Source organism: Haloarcula sp. MBLA0138 (assembly GCF_055632455.1).
Genome location: NZ_JBVMVU010000002.1, coordinates 116,115 through 134,422, shown reverse-complemented (window position 1 = coordinate 134,422; position 18,308 = coordinate 116,115). Strand labels below are relative to the sequence as shown.

Here is an 18,308-nt window from a genome sequence, read left to right as displayed (position 1 = left end):
GAACACAAAACGGGAGGCGGTCTAGGGAACGACCGAAGCGAGCCGATCGGTTCGGTAGTCAACCGTCCACGTCGAATAGCTCGATCTGATGCGGTACTCCCGGACGGTCGCGACGGTTTCGAGACAGTCGTCGGACTGCTCCCAGGCGAACTCGTAGCCAGCGATGATCTCGCCGTCGACGCGGTCGCCGACGGAGTGGTCGGGGCCGTCCCACTCGGCAACGATCGGCTCTCGGCTGGTCGGTGGCTGGATGCCACGCCCGACGGTGCCCTGGATCACGGATGGGTCGGTTGCCAGATTGGCCAGCTGGGCCAGGTCGGGAGCGTCGATCGTCCGTTCCTCGCCGTCCTCGTCGACGAACGTGTGGCGAGTCCGCCCACGGAGCGAGTCATAGGTGCAGTGGTCGGTCACTACGCCGTCGACGTCTGCGAGCAACTCGACGAAGCGTGCGGCGCCGGCGAGGACTTTCGGGTCGTCTTCTTCGATCTCGATGGTCCCCACCGACGTCTCGACTTGGATTGTTGGCCCGCCATCCTCCGGGCGGTCGACTGGCATACAACTGCACAGCAGTGTCCCTTCTGGTCCGGTCAGCACCCACGGCTGGCGACCACAGGGGATAAGCGTGTACTGGCTTGTTTTGTAGCGGCCCCCACCAGTGAGTACGCGGAGCGCTTTCTCGACCGCTTGGCCGTCGATGCCGTATCCGTATCTGTCCTCAAGCAGCCCGTCGACGAAGGCAAGCTGCGTGTCGATCTCGCTGAACTCTCCGTACGTTTCCGGGATTTCGAGCAGGCTACCATCACCATGCGTGGCGACGTAGGCTCCGACGTCACCCTCGATTACCCAGCGGGTCTGCTGGGGGCGAGCGCGGCCCGCCGAGGTGTTGATCGAGGTCAGTGGTCGTCGAGTTGTGAGTCCCCAGTCCTCATCGGGGGTTGCCCAGTCGATGCCGTCTCGATCGGGAGCGCTGACGGTCGTGGCACACCGGGCAACGCTCTCTGGGTCGGGACTGAGGTCTGCGTCGCTGTCGATACTACGGAAGGATTGGAGCGATTCGGTCATGTCAAGATCCTCTCCACCTCCCAGAGAGGGCAAAAATAGCGAGAGAATCACGACCAGTTCTTCTTCAGAGATCCTCGATGGAGATACACTGGTCCGAACACTCTTGATGCCCCAGGTGGTAGAAGATACTAAGATGAGTTCAACGGTCCAGATTGTGAAAACGCCGGATATTCTCCACGGAAAGCCCCGTCTCGAGGGAACACGGGTTGGCGTCCTCCAAGTTGGAGAACTAGTCCGACAGCGTCAGTGGAGCATCTCTGAGGTCGCCGACCAGCTGGGTCTCGATGATGCACAAGTCCGTGCTGCGACTGAGTACTACGATGAGCATCCGGAGTTGATGGATACGCTTCGTGCCCAGAAAGAAGCACGGAAGCGTTCAGTCACACAGCAGAGCCGAGCCGAGTAAATGCGGATTCTTTGCGATCAGAACGTACCCACGAAATATATTGAGGCGTTCGACAACGCTGACAACATTACTGTCACGACAGTCGATAGTGTTCTTCAGCATGATGCCGCGGATAAAGACATCGTCGCCCACGCTGAACGCCACGACTGGGTCGTATTTACGAATGATGACGATTTTTTCGTAGTCGGTGGCGACCACGGTTTGCTTCTGTATGACCAACTGGATGACCCGATACCAGGCGATGTTGTCACCGCCATCCAGCGTATCTCAGAGGCGTATCACACTCAATCTGAAATCACCGAATCAGTCCCCGGAAACTGGGTATAGCTCTCTTAAGATAGGTAAAACTGCTGAGTGCGAGTACGTTCTCTTCTACCGCCGATAGATAATCCAGGTGACGGATGGCTTCGTGATTGGTGCGATAATCACGACCACCTCAGGAACGTCACAGTAGAATTTTAGTTAGTGCCTTCCTTTGTCTGATCTCGCCACAACCGCTATGTATCCAACGTGGCGCTGTTTCAATCCCAGTATGGGTTTCCCCTCGCTCCAACTTCGCATCCATCTTCTCATCATTGAAAGGCACACATAACTTATGAGATACAGAGATTCAATGCAGCGAACGAAGAGAGTTGGTTCGGTCACTCTCACTGCGTGTACGGTGACGACAGCCGCGACCTAAGATCGCCGTTCCGGAGGGCAACGTATCCGACAGTGAGCGCAGCGACACAGAGCACCGCTGCGCCGTTGACTGCCCCGTACACCCCGACGAACTGTGCCGGGCCGGTGAACGTCGGCCGGATCAGCATCGGCAGAACCTCCGCAGCCTCACCGAAGTTTGCCAGCCCGTAGATGTTGTTTATCGTAAAGTTGATCAGGAAGTGGATGCCGATTGGCAGCGCCAGCGAGTCGGTCCACACGTACGCGGCGCCGAGGAGGAGCCCCAACATCACCCGGAAGCCGAACTTTTCCAGCGTCCCCGGGAAGTGCCCGAGACTGAATATCAGCGAGGACGCCACCACTCCTGCCACGACCGCACCACGGTCGGACAGCCATCGACTCCGGAGTCCCTCGACGGCACTCGTCAGAATGAGGCCCCGGTAGACCAGCTCTTCCCAGAAGGCCACAAACGCCCACTGGATGGTATACGCTCCGAACGCGCCGACGAACGGCAACACGTTCGCGCCAACGCCACCCGAAAACAGCTCGGAGACGGTCGCCCACCCGGCGAGCAGACTCGCGGGGAGTGCCACACCCATCCCCGCCAGAGCCACGAAGCTGCCAGCGCCAAAGTCCTTCAGGAATGACGGGCCGAACGCCAGTCCGTAGTCGGTCAGCGGTCGCCGGTCAACGTACTTCGCGAACACAACTGCGAGGAGGAGTCCAACGAGCGCACTGATCAGGTTGGTCGCGGCTCCGTTGACAGACGGTGGGAGTTCGGTGCCCGCGAGCGCCAGCGCCGGGAGCACGAAAATCCCCACGAGCGCGGCGACTTCCACTCCGAGGATTCGCCAGAGTGCACGGGGGCGATTCTCGGTTCGATTCCACAGCACGGAGACGACGCGTCCGGTGATTCCACCGTAATTAGTTCGCCGGTCGTCATCGAGCGACCGGGATTCGGTTCGTTCGAAGTTGGTGTCGGTCTCTGTTTCGGTCATCGACAGCTACACGTATGGACGGATATCAAAAGGGCGGTATTCCTGGCTTCACTCGCTGAAGCTAACTGGGAGGTAATACCACTGGAGGTACTCCTCCCGAGAGTTTCGGCACCCGGGGGGTGTGGAATATTCATACAATGCTGCCGGTACGAACGTGGCGCCAGTGACAGAATCGTAACAGCCACATGGTCTGCTCGCCCTCCAAACAGGCGACACACGAGGAGTTGTCTGGAGTGACAGACTGTCGTTCAAATGGCTGTCACAGACACGGGTACGAGCCGCCGGTGTCAGTCCCGACGCGGCATCCAAAGCCCGTAGAGAATCAGTCCCAGACCGATGAACTCCGGAATCTGCACAATACTGTTGAGAACCGGAGTTGGAAGCTCTAAGAGGTACACCAGTATCAGGGCTAGCGGAGCCTGAACGAACAACACGAGCATAAAACCGGCCGCAATGTATAACATCGGACGGCTCTGGTTTTGTCGGTATGCAGTGTAAGCGAGGTAACTAATCGCCAGCCCGAGGATCATCGGGACCACCTCACTCACCTGTCGAATCGTTCGTAGCGTTTCGAGATCGATCTGGAGTAGTATATCAAGCATGTCAGGTACCCTCTACGAACCGCGTGAACCGGTCGGCCATCCGTTCCCGACGTGAAATCGTAATCTCGAAGCCGTCCTCGTTGAGATCGAGTTCGACGCCGTCGAGTTCCGTCCGGTACAGCCGATAATTCTTTCCGCCGGTGACTGGCTGAATGTCTTCGGTGACCAGATCGTACTCCCGGAGCCGTTCGAGGCGCCGGTAGACCGTCGGCTCCGACACACCGGTACGGTCGCTGAGTTCGGCCGCCGAGCGTGGCTCCTTTTTAGCTTCGACGAGAATCGTCCGCGCACACTCGTCACCGAGCAGGTCCGCGAGCGCTTCGGGGTCTCGCATGTCGGACACGGTATCTGATACATCTCCTGTCATCTCAATATGTGTTGTGCCATACACTGTGCTCTGTCTGACTTCAGTCAGTGAAACCACGAGAAACTGTCATTCACATCCACGCACATCGATCTAGTACGGATGTCGGAGAGAAACACAGACAGTACTCCGAACTGCTACAACGATGCTTCGCGGAGGCTTCGCCACATTTCTGCCCGTTCCGACCGAACGAGTCAGGTTGCTGCCGGCACCATCGCCGATTTATGTTCGAAGTGCACAGACCCGGTACGGAATCCCCTCACAGTGAGTTCCTGACCATTACACGCATGCCAACAAGTGTACTCCTCCCGACGGTGTCGTGGACCACTGCGTGCGACGAAGTCGCCGCACAACTGGGTCCAGACGACGAACTGCTCGTCGTCCACGATGACGAGGACGACCCAATCGCAGACCGGGAACAGTTCCCCGAGAACGTCCGGTTGGTCACTGCCGGTGACCCAACTGGCTGCTCCGGGAAAGCAAACGCCATCGATGCTGGGATGGAGGCGGCCAGACACGACCGCATCGTCTGGACCGACGACGACTTTCATCATCCGCCAGACTGGCTCGACCGCCTCCAGCAGGATTACGCCGAACACGGTCCAACAACGGAGTTACCGGAGTTCGCCGGCCAGGATCCGCTTGCGGTTCTACTGGAGCCGATATACGCGCTCGGTGGCACGCTCGGGACGTACGTGGGTGACCACGCTTGGGGTGGAGCCGTTATCTTCGACAGAAGTGATATCGACGAAGCCGGGTTCCGCTCGGAGCTCCGCCAGACCGTCAGCGATGACGGCCTCCTCGGGGAGTACACCGATGTTACGTCGGTACGACGCGTTAGGACGGTACCGATCGGCGGCAGTCTCCGTCAGACACTTGAACGTCACGTCCGGTTCAATCAGATCTTCACAACTCACGACCCTACGGTGGCGAAACTCTCGTTCGGGATGCTCGTGGCTGCCCTCGTCGGGTGTATCGTCTTCCCACCGCTCGCGCTGGCACTGACTGGACTGACAGTCGGTATCTGTGCTCTGTTCGGGGTTCGTCGGCTTTCGCTTCTCCTGACGGTCCCGGTGCTTGCGATAGCCCTGCCGCTCGGACTGTACGCTATCGCGCGAGACACGTTTGTCTGGGGAGGGCGACGGTACCGCTGGCACTCTAAGTTCGATGTTGAGGTGCTGACCGAATAGGCTTACTCGAGGCAATCTGATATGCGAAGGTATCCACGCCGTCTTATAACGAATCGAGGAGAGTACCCGCGGGTTAACAGTAGATGTCAGTAAACAGCCTCGGGCGCGGTGGCCCGAGGCTTTTGTAATTCCCTCAGCTGTGCGCTAGGACTCCCTGTTCCGCGAGGGAATGGGATGAGGTTGGGCGGCTTACGCGCCCCGACCCGCACAGACGCATCACCCGCACCTGCGGCTGGGTTTTGTGAGTCCGGTAATTCGATTCGTTACCGTCGAGTTTCGCCGTCTCGCGCCACGCGATGTTCACTGACGCATTCCGGTCAGCGTGGTCTTGCACCACGTCACACTCGTCGTTCGGACACCAGAACCGCTGCCCCTGCCGATACCCTCGCTCACCACAGCACGAACACGTCTGTGAATTGTAGTAAGCGTCCACCGTATCCGTGGGAATCTCTCGCCACGTCGTCTTGTACGAGACAAACGTCTCGAACTTGTGGAACGGCAGTTTGTGCAACCGGCGGTTCATATACGTCCCGTACTGCATTTCCTCACGGATACCGCTCATATCCTCGAACACGATAACTGGGTTCGAGAACTGTTCCGCGAACTCCACGACAGCACGGGAGAGACGGTGCAACACCCACTCGGTGAATCGTTCCTCCTTGTCACCGAGTCTGTGATGGATACTTGTCTTACCGTGTTCTTGGCAGCGAGTGGTGATGGTGTGGTAGCGTTGGCGTTCCTGCTTGACCCGTCCGTAGTCGAGGACGAGTGTGCCTTTCGTTCGCATCGTCTCGCGGTCGAGGGCGGTGAGTGCGACGTTGCGCTCGTTGATGTCCACACCAACCAGCGTGTCAATAGTGCCGGGTTCGGGCACGTCGAACTCGCGTGTGACCGTGACGTGTAGGTAGTACACGCCATCGCAGTACAGGAGTTCGGCCTCCCCCACATCTACTTCGTCCGACGTGATGGCGTCTCGGAGTTCGTCCATCGCGTCCGGCTCACCTCGCAGATGTCCTTTCACCTTCTCGTAGGGTTTCGGGCTGATGCGGACGTGGACGCGGTTCGTGTCTTCGTCCACGGTGAGGCGGTAGCCTTCCGTGTGCGCCATCACGAGCGGGTACGCACCTGATTTGTCAGTACTTGGCGACGTTGGTTTGCCGCCATCAGGGTCGTCTTGATTCTCCCACCAGTCTTTGAGTGATTGGTAGGAGTCCCATGTTTGGAGGGCTTTGCCGACGACCGCGCACTTGTTGTTCCGCAAAAAGTCGTCGCGGTCAACCTCTCGTTGTATCTCGGTGCGCGTGTACCCTTGTTGTTTGAGGTGAATGGTGTCGTTGAATATCTCGCGTGAGGCGAGGCGGGCGTCGTGAAGCCACGACCGTTCACCAGACGCTATGTGGAGGCGCGTCTGAATCGTCTTCGTGGCTTTCTCACCCATACTTTGACCGTTGTTTCAATTGGTCATAAATGTAGGGATTAGGGATGGAGGAGTACCGCAGTCATGCACATTCGGTTAGTTCCTGCAAGTATCACTTCGTGTGGTGTCCCAAGTACCGCCACCCGGTTCTCGACATAGTGGAGGGCGATGTGCGAGAGTTGTTTGCGGAGACTGCCGAACATTTCGGACACGAGATTCTGGCGTTGGAGATTGCGGACGACCACGTACACCTGTTCGTCCAGTGCGACCCGAAGCACAGTCCAGCGGACATCGCTCGACAGTTCAAGTCGTACTCTGGCAAGCACCTACTGGAGCGGTATCCCGAGATTCGGGAGGCGTATTTCTGGGGTGGCGGATTCTGGAAGGTCGGGTATTACGTGGGGACGACTGGGGCGGTGTCGGAAGAAGTGGTTGAACGGTATATCGAGGATACGGAACACTAAGTCGAGTGTCGGGCTTCACCCCCGACCTTGGTGGGTCGGGGAACTCGTCCTCGCAAATTGTTTAGAGGCGGTTCCAGAGAGTCCGGACCGTTCCCGCGGGGTCGTCCGCGAGTCTGCGAATCGCAGGCACGAGATCGTACTTGAGACTGCGAGCTAGGAGGATACTCAGCCCGAATGCGAGCGCGGGGCCGCCGAAGACGAGTGCGACGAAGGCGAAGGCACCGTCGACCGGTCGGGGTACCGCTCCGAATGGAACCGGAACGAGCAGGACCCCAGGCAACGTCAAGACGGCCCCGAGCTTCAGGGCCAGTTCAGAACGGCGTTTCCAGGCTGACGGCTCGTATTCTGCCTCTAGTTCGGCCGTGACCCTCGTCTCGACCTCCTCGCGGGTCCACAGCTCGATCGTCTCGAGGGTCCGCTCGTCGGCGTCGGTCTCACGGAGACGCTCCCTGGCCTGTGCGACCACGTCTTCCTGGTCGAGACCGTGTACCAGTCGTATCCGTTCGCTCACGATTCGCATCTCGGCGAGAGCTCGCTCAACGGCCTCGTCGTCGCGATCATCGAACGCTGCCGCCAGTTGGTCGTCGGGGTAGTCGAGCAGGTAGCCGAAATCCTCGACCCCCGCGGCTACCCGCCGCCGGACCCGCTGGCGGTCCCGGCGGCGTTTCGCCCCTTGGACCGACTCGAATCCGTCAGCCACGCGTTCGCGCTGGTTCTTGGTCAACAGCGATGCCGGTTCGTCGGACATGCCAACAGCATAGACCGACACGAAATAAAAGCTAGCAGAACCGGTCCGAATCCCCCCCTGTCGACCGTTTCGATCCTGTCTCCGATCCGGGTGTACGCCCGTACACCAATTCACGGATCGCCGGTATACGTGCGTATCAGGGAGTGAAGCGTCCTAAACGGTTGCTGGGGTTCAATACGGCGTCGTCCGATCGACCGACCAGATGCGATGGACTGATCCGGGCCACACCTCGGGGGCTTCGCCACCGTGTGTCGCGGCCCACGGTCGACAAGAGCCGTACTGGACCGACCGAATCCACAGCGGGCCACGACCACGCTGTATCGGGGGTAACCACCACGAGGTGGACCGATGAGCGTCATCTCCAGGCAGGCGTCCGCAGTTCCCGATCGGACGGCGGTGTGGGCGGTCCTCTCGACGTTCGGACTGGCCGTCACAGGCGGCGTCGCGGCCTTCGGCGGTATCCTCGTAATCTCCCTGCTCGCGTCAACTCTCGGTATCGCAGGGACGGATGCATACGCGGTCGTCGCCAGATCCGGCACACAGGTCGGGTTCGCCGTGGTTGCCGTCATCTTCTTGCTGGTCGCTGGTGATCGGTCGCGGTACGTAAAACTACGGTGGCCGACTCTCGAGGACCTCGGCTGGATAGCGGTGCTGCCGTTCGTACTCTTTGCCGTCAGTGCCGGGCTGACACTCGTGCTTCCGGCTATCGGGTTCTCGACCCCCTCCGCGTCACATGGCGCTGAGGGAACGAAAGCGCTACTCATAGACCGGCCGATCCTCTGGGTGGTAGTGATACCCGGTCTGTACGTGTTCGCGGCGCCAGTCGAGGAACTGCTCTATCGCGGGATCGTCCAAGGACGGCTCCGGCCCCATTTGGGGACCGGCGGTATCGTTCTTGTCAGTGCAGTCGCGTTCGGACTAATGCACACAATCGTATTCGCGCTCTCGCCGCCCGAACACTTCGTGTACTCGATCCTCTCCATCAGTGCCGCTGGCGCCGTCTGGGCGGTCGTCTACGAGCGAACGGAGAACCTCGCTGTGACCGCGGTCAACCACGCGATGTCTTGGACAGTCCCGTTCGGGGCGTTGATCCCGTTCGTGTGACCAGTCACCGGGGATCGAATACAGCATTATATAACTCAGGGATCCCCGGGGGCCGACGGCCCCCTCTTTCGCATGGCGACAGGACGACGACAGACGCCGGGCCTGTCTCTGGAACTCAGAATATGTACGACAAGTGCAGCAGTGGGAACTCACGAATAACGACCGTCTCAGCACTGGAAACACTGCTCTCCGTTTGATTACGCCGCCACTCACTTCTTCGAGTATGACTGACACCGATGACCAAGACAGTTCCAGTTCCTGGGGTGATGACTATCCACGGCAACGTGGTGTGGACACGGCACCGCCACAAGTCGATGCGCTTCTTGACCCTGAGACTGATCAGGTAACCTTCGTCTCGACTCGCTCTGCGGAGAACACGACGACTGCGTGGATCACTGTCGACGCCGAGACGGCTGTCGCTGTCTCAGAACGGCGATAATGCCGTCTCAACCGGGAGCTCGTATGTCACGCGGCTTCACGTCTGCTGTCGACGCTGAACTGTTTCATTCGCCGAGACAGGGGCATGTTTCTCGATCGTCGGATCTCTCTCCGACCGTGAAATAGTGACCCGAATCCTTTATTCGTCGGCAACAAAACCGTATCTGAAACTCATGGCCGAACGCCATTGTCCGGAGTGTGATCTCCAGATGGAGAAGACAGCCGTCACTGCCGAAGGAATCGGAGACCTCTATGTCGACACTGACAGAGATGGCGGCGTACTCGACCGACTCGGTATCGGACATCAAACCCCGCTCCATGCATATCTCTGTCCGGAGTGTGGGATGACCCGGCTGTATGCAGACCTTTCAGCGTAGCTGCTGAAGCCGCCGGTGGTGTTCAGTCCGATACTAGCCCCTCTCGGTATCACTTGGCTGCTTACGTGGACCGCTCACAGTTCCTCGACGTCGGCAACCACTCCAGCCATACCGAGGAGCAACAACCCGAACCCAGCAATGCCTGCAGGAACCGAGGCTTGAAGCAGCAGGGAGCCAGTGAATGCACCCATGCCCCCGATAATGGCACCTCGCTTCCGTGCTGACCAATCGGGAGTATCACGGGAAAGCGAAACCCATTGCTGTCTGTGAGCCAGTATCATCGACGTGACGCTCACGTAGAGTGGGAGGAGCGAAATCAAAAGCAGGTGATCTGTTGTGGCAAACTCCGCGGCAAGCGCTGTGACTATCGCTCCAACACCTAGTGAACTGACGTATCGGAGGGCAGGGCGCATACACTCGATGATGACTCCAGGAAACAAATATGGTGTGAGTTCTCGCGAGACTATTATGTGCGCTTCCCACAAACTATTCGCCCGGTTATGAGGCGCCCAATGGATCCCCTGTTGCACACAGCGGGGTATCTCTCTGACTGAGAGACTCCACTGGTTCTTTTTGTAAATCGGCCAGACATCGTAATTGATGCCCTCCACGTTGCGACGTACGTTCCTCGGGACAGTCGTGTCCGGTGCGGTCGCCGGTATCGCCGGTTGCTCCTCCTCCTGTCCTGACACCGGCACACCGGAGCCGTCACACACCGTCGGGACGGCCGACGGGTCGGCGTTCGAAACACTCCCCGATGGCGCGTGGCCGTCGCCGCGGTTCGACGCGGCGAACACTGGGTACACCACGGTCGAGTCGCCATCACCGATGCCGTCGATTCAATGGCGATCGACCCTCCCAGTCAGTTCGGGAGACGAGGCCACCCCACTGACGACTCCGCCGATCGTCGCCGACGAGACGGTCGTGGTAGCCACCCAGAGAGGGATGTTCGGCCTGTCGCTCCGTGATGGCACAGAGCGATGGCGCCGTGATCTCGTGCCGGCGACCGTCGAGTCAGCCCTCGGCTACGGTGAGAAGTTGGCGTCTCCGATCGCCACGGACGGGACGGCGATCTGTCCAACGGCCGACGGCGTCGTTGCCCTCGACATCGCGGACGGGAGCACGCTGTGGCGTGCGGACGACGTAACAGGTGCGGGGACGCCGGCGCGGACCGGTGAGGGAGTCGTCTGTCCGACAGCCGACGGGCTAATGTTGCTAGACACCCGTGACGGCAGTCCCCGGTGGACTTCTTCAGTCGACGCAAGAGACCCCGCGGTGGCCGATGGCACGGTCGTCGGCGGCAAGGATCGGACAGTCGCCCTCGACGTCGCGACCGGCCAGCGCCGGTGGACCGCGCCGACGGGGACTCACGAGCACCCCGTCGTCGCGGACGGGACGGTGTACCTCGGCACGGGGGACGGTCTCGTCGGTCGGGCGCTGTCGGACGGCTCCGAACAGTGGCGGATCGATCGCGGTCGGTTTCTGACCCCGCCGGTCGTCACGCCCGATACTATCTACGCGGTCGAGTCACCGGGCGAGGCCGGCGACGCGACGTTCGCGTTCGACCGGGTGGCCGACGAGAAGCCGACGCCACGGTGGTGCTCGCAGGTCGGTAGCGGCGCTGTGACCGCTGCCGCCGACGACGGCCTGTTGACGCTCCAGTCGGCCGGGCTGGTCGCGTTCACGGCCGACTACGGCGACGCGACCTGGCGGTATCCGCTGCGGGACGGACTCCAGCCCCCGGCGGTCCTCGATGGCGGTCTGGTAACGGTCTCGACCGACGGTGTCGTCGCAGCGCTCGGAGGTGACTGACCATGTGGCGTCCCTCGACACGGAGTGGGGGACCGCTGGCCGTCGTCGGCGCGCTGTGTCTGCTCGGCGCGATGCTCCCGCTCGGGGTCTGGCCTGCCCCTCGGCCGGGGGATTCGTACGTGTTCGACCCGGCGCCGTTCAGCGCGGTCTGGGCACAGCGCGTCGTCGTCCCGGCGTTAACCGTCAGCGCGAACGTGCTCGTCCTCGCCGGGCTGTACGCACTCTACCGGCGCGACGGCCCAGCGATGCCGGACTGGCAGCGCTTTACCGCCCAGGTGACGCTTCTAGCAGTGCTGGTCTGGCTGTTCGGGACCGCCCTGGTCACGTCAGCCGGCCCGAACGACTTCGTCGGCGGTGTCTACGGTGGGCTGCTGGCCGTGCTCTCCCTGCTGATCATCGTCCCGGGCCTCGTCGCCTGGGGCGGGGGCTATCTCCGGAGCGGACAGGTGCGACTCGGCGCCGCCCTCGCCGGCGGCCCGTCGTTGACGGCCCTCTACGTGGGCGTTTCGCTGTCCGGCGTCGACTTCGACCCCGCCGGCGGACTCCTGCTTGCTGTTCCGACAGCCGCGATGGCGGCTCTCGTCGGATACGACCTGTGGGTCGTGACTACGTCGCCGATCAATGACCCTCAAGCGGAGTCGTAGCGCTATCGTAACCGATTTGCTCTCCTCACAGGAACTACCGTGTGGTCCCCGCAGATGATTGCCAACGCTGTTATCCTCCAAACGGTTGCTCCGCTACAGTATGGCGCGACTGATCCAGTCGGAATGGTACTCACTGTCCTGCTCGTGCTGGCGATCAATGTCGTGATCTATTCTTTCAAGAAAATTCGAGACCGATATTTAAGCAGCGATGAGTGAAGCCAACAACGCCTCGGATCATGCTCTGGCCTGTTGGTTCGAAATTAGATTGCTCGTTCGTCGCGTTACTGCCCCGTGTCATATTCGGCTGGATCGTACTCGTCAGTGACAGAATGTGCAAGCAGCATGGTGAACAGACGAGTATGAACCAGAATCCATCGAACTCGAGGGTAGCAATACCGACCGTGTAGCGCCCCGGACGGCCGAGCACGACGGTCAGACTCACGCCCGTGAGTCCGAAACTACGTAGCTGTAGTGATGGATCTTCGTCAGCATCCGCAGCCACCCACGCAGTCAGTTCCCTCCGATCGTCGAAAGTATATATACACGACCCCTGGAGGTGGTCAAACCGGTAGCCCTGCTGGGGTCGTCCCTCCGAATATAAATTACTAATATCCGTCATCCGTTCGCTAATGCTGTATGCCCTCCATCCTCCAGAGCCCGCTCGTCCAGTACGGACTCCCAGCTATCAACGCCGTCATCATCACAGTCATCGCGTTCGCGTTCCTCGACGGGATCATCCGGTGGGCAGCACTTGGCATGGCTGCGCTCGAGGTTATCGTTGCACCACAGATACTGAAACGCGCTGCGTGAGCACGACTCTCCCTCTACCCGAAAATGCCTCTCATGCCAGTCGAAAGACGGGAACCGGCGCCACACGCTCTGAGCCGAGGCAGATCATGAGTCCAGTCAGCCCGAGTGTGATCGCGTACGGGTTCGGTGCGGTCTTCGGTATCCTCGCGGTCGTCTACTTCGCCCGCGATATTCTGCTCTCGCTCTCGGTTACGTCCAAACTCGCGCTGCTGTACGCGGGTTCGCTGTCTTTGTTGGCCGTCGGCGTGTTCGGGGACGGTGCCACATCACTCGTGGGGTTCGTGATCGGTGGCGCCGGGTATGCCATCGCGTCGTTCTATCTGGTGAAGTGGTACAACTGGCGGCGGAGCGGTCGGTTCGTGATCTCCGCAATCTCGGCGGTGCTGTTCGTGTGTCTGGGCTGGCTGCTGAGTTCGGGTGTTATCAACGGGGAGATCGAACTGGCGGGTGCGACCGGAGTAATCCTCGGTGGTGTGGCCGTTACACTTGCAGCCGTCGACCGGAACGAGGGTGAGGTGGTCCGGTACAAGTTGACGATCGCCGAGACGATCGATCCAGGGACCGATCGGATCGGTACCGTCGAAGTCACGAACGAGAGCGCGTTGTTCAGACACGCGTTCGAACTTCCGAGTTTTCGCTGCGTCCTGGAGAACGGACCGGTAGAACAGAGGATCCCTATCACAGTGGGTTCCGTAGTCGGCTCAGATGCGTCGGCAACTATTGGTGCCGGCGAGACATGCGACGCCCCGATTCAGATCGAGTGGCGAGCGGTCAAGAAGCAACTCGAAGAGGCCGAACTCTCCTTCCCTGACTCATATGAGACATCCGTCGCTGGGGAAGACGCACACCGGTTCACTACCGAAGCGGGAGAGATGATAAACGTGGAGCTATATTGACCTGTGATTTTCCGATGGCTGTCGCCGGTTTGCCTCCTGAAGATGAACCCGACTCGGAACTCCGGCTGCCGGCATCTTCGCGACGACCGCGTTCCCGTCTAACCTCCACTATCAGTGCCGAGATAGCTCGAGACACTGTATTGCCCTGTCGGCCCGACTGATCAGATCCACCGGAGCGCTACCTACACGATACGACGACCGGGAGCAGGAACATCGGACTGATTGCCACCCCAAGCCCGATCAACTCCGCGCCGCTCACCGCCGGACTGAACACGAGCCCGGCTGGGAGGACCAATAGCGAGAGTGCGAGCGACAGCGGGTGCTTAGATCCGTGTTAGAGGGTGATACCGGTAGTTTCAAAATTAGTGTCGCTTCACGACGGCTCCCAGGGCACTATTCAATACAGCATATCGTCCCCCTATCGATATAGCGAAACCAGTGAACCAATCATTGATAACGTCCCGACAACAATCAGTGCTCCACCTGTTTGTGTTGATTCTTCAAGAACTCTCACACCAATTACTGTCATGATGATCCCGATTAGAAGAAATAAGAGCTTCCAGACAACAGCAGGAACGAGTTCAAGCAATACATCGAAAATGAATCCCAGAATTTCATCAATCATGGTTCTGTAGTGCAACTTGAACTCTTCTACTTCCCGTCTTGAACCATTTTATCCCACTGTGAAATCCAAGAAATATTCTCACAAACGACTGCCAGAAAGTACGTAAACATTGGCAGGGTGAAGGCCAAGCCAATAAAATAATTTATGGTAATATTACCGGGTGAGTCAAAAACTCCGAGATATTGAAGAACACCGATAGTCGCAAGTACGGTCGCTACGAATTCCACATACTCTCTGTATGAGGGGGAGGGGAACCTCATACTGTTGGTGCACTGCCGCCCGGTAATAAATCGTAATGATACGTAATTTTGAGTTGGGAGCCGTTTGTACTGCCTGATTCGGTGAAAGCGATACAGTATGAGGACTGTTCTCTGAAACCCTGTGTACAACATATTTCGACTTGACTAACTCCGTAATAAATTGACAGTGATTTTTTCTGTCAGGGTGGTTTGAACGAATCTACTGGTCGGATTCGGACGAGCGTTTTTAATTACTGGTGTGTCAATGGCGGGTGATGTTGATAACCCCGACATCGTGGTCGAAGATATTCACGTTGAGCGGATCTATTGTGGGACAGACCACGCCACGTCACGCGTTTGATCCGACGCTGACGACGGTCGTTGCAGTGATGGCCGCGGTTGGGACTGTCATCTTGTCGGTTATCGGTCAGCGGTTCGTAACGAAACGCCAACTGCTGGTTGGCGGTGGAGCGACGTATGCGACGGTGATGCTCGGTCTGTGGGCCGGAGTTCGGCTAATCTTCTGGCGATTCGCGTTCGATCCAGTTGGAGATGCGCTCATCGTTGCCCCCGTGTTGGTCGGGTTCGCACTCGTAATCGCGGGGCAGTTCGTGGTTCCGGTGTACCTGCTGGTCACGCATGACATTTGGACGTCACTTGTCTGGTTGTTTGGTGTGACATGGGTATTCGGCGAGTTTATTCTCTTGGTGGGTGGTGAGTCTGGTGGGCTGTTCACCCTGCTTGTGTGGGTCGTCGGACTTCTGCCACTGTGTCTCGGTGTTCTGGTCGTTACGACTGGTAGTGAACTCCTTTTCCGGCGTGTCAATCTGTCGAATCTACGCGAGGCGTGACTCACCATTGCTCTCTACTGTCGCGTCCTGAGTGTCTAGGAGTTGGACAGCACTACGGCGGTCCCAGTGTTTCACTTCCGGAAACACGGGGACGGCATATACAATCATAGAATCTAGAGTGATACACATGCAAATGCATAGATCGGACGGCGACACAACGACCCACCATGCAGTCGAGAGCGACCGAGGAGAAGCCGAAACCCTCGTTGTCCGCAACTACGACCACACAGAGCGACGCAAGATAACAGTGCGGTTCACTGATTCCGATGGCGACGGTGTTATCGAACGTACGCTGGCGGTCGGTCCGCTTGAGACGGTGAGTGTTCGAACTTCGCTTGAGCGTGGAGAGTACCAAATTGAGGCCGAGACAGAACGTGGGGCGGGTGACCGTGCAGTGTGTGTCATCGGCGAACACGCGAACGAGTGTGGATTGATTGAAATCGGAAACGGTATCATAAGTATCAGTAACGGGTACTGGTAGCGTTTTGGATGACAACGAGTGACTCAGCGAGCCACCACTCCGCAACAGAACTCTCCTTGAATGTCGATACCCGCTGGGGAATCGCGTTCGTGGCCCTTCTGTTCGTTCACAACGAATTCCATGAAATCGCACACACAGCTGTCGGTCGGCTGATCTGTGGAGCTTGGGGGCCACGGAATTTCAATACCTGGCAGACTGCTTGTTATAAAACACCGGAGATCGTTCTGGCACCAATCGCGGGACTTGTGTGGAGCTACGGCTTGTTATGGAGTGGATACTCAGTACCTCACAAAGCATCACCAGTTAGCCTGACCTAAGTCACCTGTTCTGTCGTGATGAGTCGTCGATAGCGGTTGAACAACACTAATCGGAGACGGAGCTGTCGCTGTCGGCGGCGGTCAGCCGCCGACGCGACAGCGTAGCCACTCACAAGGCGGCGATCCTGGTAAGTGACTACCGATGAAACCGGTCGTCAGGTGGCCGGTTTGCGGGGACGGTCCGACGCACCGCGAGGGCCGTCCACGCGGCCCGGCGAACCATATTCACGAACTCCTTGTACGGCCACCACCAGAGGCGACGCCCACCTCGGCGGGGCGTCGCCACGTATTCGTAGTGGAGATACCGCCAGACGTTCTGCAACAGCAGACTCACCACGACGTACATCAGTCTCACCGTTGCGTCTCGTGTCGTTGTCGTCGCTATCGCTTGCTCGGACAAGCGATAGCTCGACTCGATACCGAAGCGTTTCGAGTAGTGGTATCGAGCGTCGCGTGGAGTCTCGATGAACGGCGCGTCAGCGGCGTAGCCGTGACGCGCCACGCCGTTCTCGTCATACCGTCCATTCAGGTACGTACAGTCGATGTAGACGGGAAACTCGACGGTCCAGCTATGACCGTCGAGTTTCCCTGTCAGGTCGTGTTGAATGACGCGGCTCCAGCCTTCCGAGAGTTCCTGCTGAATCGCCTCACCCCACCGGATGATCGGGACCACGTAGGCGTAGTTATGCGCCTGAAGCAGCGTGAGACACTTGCTGTCGTAGAATCCGCGATCGAGGTAGACGGCCTTGACCTCGGTGTCAAGGCCGTCAAGCACACCGAGGAACTCAGCGAGGACGCTGCTGGCGGTGTCGCCGTCTTCGAGACGGCGCACCGCCAGCGTGTAGCGTTTGTTCTTCACACGCGCGTAGAGTGTCGCGTACGCGTGGAACGCGGTGGTTCCCCGCTTCGCTTCCGAGTGGTAGAGGCCGTCTGTGTCGGCTTCGTCACCGTAGTAGGGCCGCAGGTGGAGGTCTGCGCAGACCTCCACCTGCTCGGGGAGCAGTTCGACGACATCCTGCCGAAGGAGTGTGTTAGCGACTCGTTCGAGCCGTTCCGGCTCGAACTTCGTCCGCAGGTGGTAGAGGATCGTGTTCGCCGATGGCGAGTCTTCACTGGAGTTGCACAGCGTGGAGATCGAGGTCCCGTCGGCGGTCGCGCCGACGAGGACCTCGTAGATGTCCTCGGGATCGATTTCAGCGTTATTCGCCAGGGTGAGAGAAACTTCCTCGTCAAGCCGGTTGACGAGGAAGTTAAGAAGTTGGTCTTCGTGGATTTCACTGTCCGCTTGCTTTGCTTGCTTGGACACAACTCAGCAAGCGGACTCCTTCAACTTGCGAGCTTTGTGAGGTACTGATACTTTCTTCTTAAATCAGACAGCAATCAGGTAAAAAATCGCTTGTGTTCTGCCTCGTCCTCGCCACGATGCCCTGGGGACGACTGTCGACTGTCGCGGGTGGTGGCGGTGATGAGATGGTCATCCTTCGAGGCGTGTTCACTTCGACGGACCCGACAGTTCTCCTCGCAACCAGCGTGACGATCGTGGGACTTCTTATCGCTCCACCGCTATATCGCACCTTCCGAATCCTGACCGGCAAGCAACGATGGCTTGTCTTCGCCAGTATGTTCTTTCTCCCGAAGCAACTCTTTTCAATAGTTGTTCTGGATATGGCGAATTCGCTACTCAAACAGGGGATACTGTCGGGACAGGGTGTTATCAGTCTCCAGTCATGGTGAACGCCTGGACTGGCCTCTGGGTACTCGTCTTGGCGGTGTCATGGAAACGATTACTGCAGACGTTCGTGG

General features: G+C 58.9%; 22 protein-coding genes. 12 read left to right on the top strand and 10 right to left on the bottom strand.

What is annotated here, in order from left to right; all coding sequences use genetic code 11:
• Positions 1–21 precede the first annotated feature (21 nt).
• Positions 22–1,062: a hypothetical protein gene (locus tag ACV7JO_RS16140; protein WP_470356130.1), complete on the bottom strand. Its 1,041-nt coding sequence runs from the start codon at positions 1,060–1,062 to the stop codon at positions 22–24.
• Here ACV7JO_RS16140 and ACV7JO_RS16135 point away from each other — a divergent pair.
• Together ACV7JO_RS16135 and ACV7JO_RS16130 are read left to right on the top strand one after the other, a co-directional pair.
• The gene (locus ACV7JO_RS16135; protein WP_470356129.1) at positions 947–1,468 is read left to right on the top strand and encodes a DUF433 domain-containing protein; all 522 of its coding nucleotides are present in this window, start codon (positions 947–949) and stop codon (positions 1,466–1,468) included. The two genes, ACV7JO_RS16140 and ACV7JO_RS16135, sit on opposite strands and share 116 nt — an antisense overlap.
• Positions 1,469–1,795, top strand: coding sequence for a DUF5615 family PIN-like protein (locus ACV7JO_RS16130; RefSeq protein ID WP_470356128.1), 327 nt, complete (start codon positions 1,469–1,471; stop codon positions 1,793–1,795).
• Between the two features lie 320 nt (positions 1,796–2,115).
• Here the strand turns inward: ACV7JO_RS16130 and ACV7JO_RS16125 are convergent, their stop codons facing one another.
• The 3 genes from ACV7JO_RS16125 to ACV7JO_RS16115 form a co-directional block, all read right to left on the bottom strand.
• Complete coding sequence (locus ACV7JO_RS16125) at positions 2,116–3,126, bottom strand: lysostaphin resistance A-like protein (protein ID WP_470356127.1); 1,011 nt, start codon at positions 3,124–3,126, stop codon at positions 2,116–2,118.
• 287 nt (positions 3,127–3,413) lie between these two features.
• On the bottom strand, positions 3,414–3,728 hold the full coding sequence (locus ACV7JO_RS16120) for a DUF7521 family protein (RefSeq protein WP_470356126.1): 315 nt from the start codon (positions 3,726–3,728) through the stop codon (positions 3,414–3,416).
• A 1-nt stretch (position 3,729) separates the two neighbouring features.
• Positions 3,730–4,062 carry an ArsR/SmtB family transcription factor gene (locus ACV7JO_RS16115; RefSeq protein ID WP_470356234.1) on the bottom strand — a complete coding sequence of 111 codons (333 nt, stop codon included), beginning with the start codon at positions 4,060–4,062 and terminating at the stop codon, positions 3,730–3,732.
• Positions 4,063–4,379: 317 nt separating this feature from the next.
• Between ACV7JO_RS16115 and ACV7JO_RS16110 the strand changes: the two genes are divergently transcribed.
• Positions 4,380–5,282, top strand: coding sequence for a glycosyltransferase family 2 protein (locus tag ACV7JO_RS16110; RefSeq protein ID WP_470356125.1), 903 nt, complete (start codon positions 4,380–4,382; stop codon positions 5,280–5,282).
• Between the two features lie 133 nt (positions 5,283–5,415).
• Here ACV7JO_RS16110 and ACV7JO_RS16105 read toward each other — a convergent pair whose 3' ends face one another.
• Positions 5,416–6,720 carry an RNA-guided endonuclease TnpB family protein gene (locus tag ACV7JO_RS16105; protein WP_470356124.1) on the bottom strand — a complete coding sequence of 435 codons (1,305 nt, stop codon included), beginning with the start codon at positions 6,718–6,720 and terminating at the stop codon, positions 5,416–5,418.
• Between the two features lie 44 nt (positions 6,721–6,764).
• On the opposite strand from ACV7JO_RS16105, the gene tnpA reads away from it, so the two are divergent.
• A complete protein-coding gene (gene tnpA / locus ACV7JO_RS16100; protein WP_470356123.1) occupies positions 6,765–7,163 on the top strand; it encodes an IS200/IS605 family transposase in 399 nt (132 codons plus the stop codon).
• Between the two features lie 61 nt (positions 7,164–7,224).
• On the opposite strand, the gene ACV7JO_RS16095 is transcribed toward tnpA, so the two are convergent.
• The gene (locus ACV7JO_RS16095) at positions 7,225–7,911 is read right to left on the bottom strand and encodes an ABC transporter permease (protein WP_470356122.1); all 687 of its coding nucleotides are present in this window, start codon (positions 7,909–7,911) and stop codon (positions 7,225–7,227) included.
• A 348-nt stretch (positions 7,912–8,259) separates the two neighbouring features.
• On the opposite strand from ACV7JO_RS16095, the gene ACV7JO_RS16090 reads away from it, so the two are divergent.
• Positions 8,260–9,015: a lysostaphin resistance A-like protein gene (locus ACV7JO_RS16090; protein ID WP_470356121.1), complete on the top strand. Its 756-nt coding sequence runs from the start codon at positions 8,260–8,262 to the stop codon at positions 9,013–9,015.
• A 611-nt stretch (positions 9,016–9,626) separates the two neighbouring features.
• Positions 9,627–9,830, top strand: coding sequence for a hypothetical protein (locus tag ACV7JO_RS16085; RefSeq protein WP_276224459.1), 204 nt, complete (start codon positions 9,627–9,629; stop codon positions 9,828–9,830).
• 74 nt (positions 9,831–9,904) lie between these two features.
• Here the strand turns inward: ACV7JO_RS16085 and ACV7JO_RS16080 are convergent, their stop codons facing one another.
• Positions 9,905–10,636 carry a DUF8153 family protein gene (locus ACV7JO_RS16080; RefSeq protein ID WP_470356120.1) on the bottom strand — a complete coding sequence of 244 codons (732 nt, stop codon included), beginning with the start codon at positions 10,634–10,636 and terminating at the stop codon, positions 9,905–9,907.
• A gap of 22 nt (positions 10,637–10,658) precedes the next feature.
• Here ACV7JO_RS16080 and ACV7JO_RS16075 point away from each other — a divergent pair, with 22 nt between their 5' ends.
• The 4 genes from ACV7JO_RS16075 to ACV7JO_RS16060 all read left to right on the top strand — a co-directional run bounded on the left by ACV7JO_RS16075 (position 10,659) and on the right by ACV7JO_RS16060 (position 13,992).
• On the top strand, positions 10,659–11,642 hold the full coding sequence (locus ACV7JO_RS16075) for an outer membrane protein assembly factor BamB family protein (protein WP_470356119.1): 984 nt from the start codon (positions 10,659–10,661) through the stop codon (positions 11,640–11,642).
• 119 nt (positions 11,643–11,761) lie between these two features.
• Positions 11,762–12,286: a hypothetical protein gene (locus ACV7JO_RS16070; protein WP_470356118.1), complete on the top strand. Its 525-nt coding sequence runs from the start codon at positions 11,762–11,764 to the stop codon at positions 12,284–12,286.
• A 636-nt stretch (positions 12,287–12,922) separates the two neighbouring features.
• On the top strand, positions 12,923–13,096 hold the full coding sequence (locus ACV7JO_RS16065; RefSeq protein ID WP_324760939.1) for a hypothetical protein: 174 nt from the start codon (positions 12,923–12,925) through the stop codon (positions 13,094–13,096).
• Positions 13,097–13,182: 86 nt separating this feature from the next.
• Positions 13,183–13,992 carry a hypothetical protein gene (locus ACV7JO_RS16060; protein WP_470356117.1) on the top strand — a complete coding sequence of 270 codons (810 nt, stop codon included), beginning with the start codon at positions 13,183–13,185 and terminating at the stop codon, positions 13,990–13,992.
• 418 nt (positions 13,993–14,410) lie between these two features.
• On the opposite strand, the gene ACV7JO_RS16055 is transcribed toward ACV7JO_RS16060, so the two are convergent.
• Together ACV7JO_RS16055 and ACV7JO_RS16050 are read right to left on the bottom strand one after the other, a co-directional pair.
• Complete coding sequence (locus tag ACV7JO_RS16055) at positions 14,411–14,617, bottom strand: hypothetical protein (protein ID WP_470356116.1); 207 nt, start codon at positions 14,615–14,617, stop codon at positions 14,411–14,413.
• A 26-nt stretch (positions 14,618–14,643) separates the two neighbouring features.
• Positions 14,644–14,877: a hypothetical protein gene (locus tag ACV7JO_RS16050; protein ID WP_470356115.1), complete on the bottom strand. Its 234-nt coding sequence runs from the start codon at positions 14,875–14,877 to the stop codon at positions 14,644–14,646.
• A 308-nt stretch (positions 14,878–15,185) separates the two neighbouring features.
• Between ACV7JO_RS16050 and ACV7JO_RS16045 the strand changes: the two genes are divergently transcribed.
• Both ACV7JO_RS16045 and ACV7JO_RS16040 read left to right on the top strand, forming a co-directional pair.
• Positions 15,186–15,707 carry a hypothetical protein gene (locus ACV7JO_RS16045; protein ID WP_470356114.1) on the top strand — a complete coding sequence of 174 codons (522 nt, stop codon included), beginning with the start codon at positions 15,186–15,188 and terminating at the stop codon, positions 15,705–15,707.
• 133 nt (positions 15,708–15,840) lie between these two features.
• The gene (locus tag ACV7JO_RS16040) at positions 15,841–16,188 is read left to right on the top strand and encodes a hypothetical protein (protein ID WP_470356113.1); all 348 of its coding nucleotides are present in this window, start codon (positions 15,841–15,843) and stop codon (positions 16,186–16,188) included.
• Between the two features lie 453 nt (positions 16,189–16,641).
• On the opposite strand, the gene ACV7JO_RS16035 is transcribed toward ACV7JO_RS16040, so the two are convergent.
• Positions 16,642–17,811 (bottom strand): ISH3 family transposase, encoded by a 1,170-nt coding sequence (locus tag ACV7JO_RS16035; protein ID WP_470353625.1) that lies wholly within the window; start codon positions 17,809–17,811, stop codon positions 16,642–16,644.
• Between the last annotated feature and the right edge of the window lie 497 nt (positions 17,812–18,308).